Raw genomic sequence first — 1,723 nt, 5'->3', positions numbered from 1 at the left:
GGACTCCCCGACGACCGGGGCAGGGCCGAGGATGGAGGGGAGCGGATCGGCATCGCTCGGTTCGAGCTCGGCGCTCACAGCCGCCGCCCGGACGATTCCGCTCTGCACGGGCAGACCGTCGGCGTCGGCATCGGCGCTCTCGACCGTGATCTCGACCTTCGTCGCACCGCCGAGGTAGCGCTCGTTCCAGGTGGTGACATCGGCGCCGGAGAGCTCGAACGACTCCGAGCCGGTCTCCACACTCGCGGTGACCGCCCCCCGCAGGGCGATCCGCATGTCCGATCCTTCGGCGACGGCCGCGACGAACGAGGGCAGCGAAGTGAACGAGACCCCCGACTGCGCGGTGAGCACATCGACAACGGTCGCGAGCGTCTTCTCCTCCGGCAGGCGCTCCCACAGCCGCGCGACGACATCGCCTGGCACCTCGGGCGGGAGGGCGACGAGCGCTCCCGGGATGACGATCAGGTACCACTGTCCCGGTCGGTAGCTGGTCTGCATCAGCGAACCCCTCCTGCTGCGGCTTCTCGTGGACGTGTGTCCTGGTCGATGTCCGTATCGGTGGCCATCAGCGTCCCCGGTCTCGAGGCGACGGAGACGGCATCGATGACGAGCACCGTGATGTTGTCCCTGCCCCCGGCGCTGACGGCCTCGTCGATGAGCACGTCTGCCGCCCGCTGCGGGTCCTTCTCGGCGATCAGGATCTCGCGGATGCGGGCGTCGGCGACCTCGGAGGTGAGTCCGTCCGAGCACACCAGCATCCGGTCGCCGAGCTCGGCGGGGAACATCCAGTAGTCCGCGTCGCCCGTGCTGCTCGCGCCGATCGCCCGCGTGATGATGTTGCGGCGGCGGTCGGAGACGGCATCCTCGACCGTGAGCTCACCCGATTCGATCAGCTCCTGCACCACGGAATGGTCCACCGTGATCTGCTCCAGCTCGCCGTCTGCGAAGCGATAGGTGCGCGAGTCGCCGATGTTGAGTGCGAGCCAGTAGCCCATGCCGTCGACCGAGGCGACGAACACACCGCTGAGTGTCGTACCTGCGCGGCCGTTGCCCGAGGTAGACAGCTCCTCGACACTCTCCCTCGCCAGGGAGAGTGCCAGACGCACGTCGTCGAGTTCGAGCGCGGACCGACCGATGTAGCGCGCGAACTCCGCGATCACGGCGGCGCTCGCGCGCTCCCCCGCTTCGTGCCCACCCATTCCGTCGGCGACCAGGAAGATCGGCGCCGATGCCAGATGCGCGTCCTCGTTCAGCGCACGCCGGAGTCCCGGATGCGTGGCCGACCCGGTCGAGACGACCAGTCCCGGCCTCATGCGTATCCGCCGATCGTGACGATGCGGTCGCCGATCTCGATGGCGTCGCCCAGTCGCACCGGGACGCGCTGCCCCGCGGGACAGGCGATCCGCTGGCCTGCGCGGACGATCGTCATGCCGTTCGTGGAGTGTCGGTCCATCACCCAGCCGCCCGAGGTCTCGGCCGCCGCCTCGAAGTGCGTCTTCGAGAGCGAGAGCGTCTCGTCGCGCACGGGCACGAGCGTCGCTCCCTCTTCCGGTGCGGGGTTGCGCCCGAACACCGTGCGGCGGGAGACGGAGACACGCGTCCCGTCGTCCCACGTGAAGACGAGCCGGTGTCCCGGAACACTGATCCTGGTGTCCTCGAGGTCGTCCTCCTCGGTGGTGCGCGACGCGGCAGGCGCCGCGGGGGCGGCAGGCGCGGCGGCGGG

At 69.9% G+C, this 1,723-nt stretch carries 1 protein-coding gene and 2 pseudogenes; all 3 read right to left on the bottom strand.

What is annotated here, in order from left to right:
• Positions 1 to 498, bottom strand: a pseudogene (locus tag DSP71_RS08490) (hypothetical protein); the annotation flags it as partial.
• Positions 498 to 1,313 (bottom strand): PP2C family serine/threonine-protein phosphatase, encoded by an 816-nt coding sequence (locus tag DSP71_RS08485; protein WP_046746681.1) that lies wholly within the window; start codon positions 1,311 to 1,313, stop codon positions 498 to 500. The pseudogene DSP71_RS08490 and the gene DSP71_RS08485, both read right to left, overlap by 1 nt.
• A pseudogene (locus DSP71_RS22115) lies at positions 1,310 to 1,723 on the bottom strand (FHA domain-containing protein); the annotation flags it as partial. The pseudogene DSP71_RS22115 and the gene DSP71_RS08485, both read right to left, overlap by 4 nt.

It is taken from the genome of Microbacterium sp. H6, assembly GCF_003314775.1.
GTDB lineage: Bacteria > Actinomycetota > Actinomycetes > Actinomycetales > Microbacteriaceae > Microbacterium > Microbacterium oxydans.
This window is presented reverse-complemented; position numbering and strand designations above follow the sequence as displayed.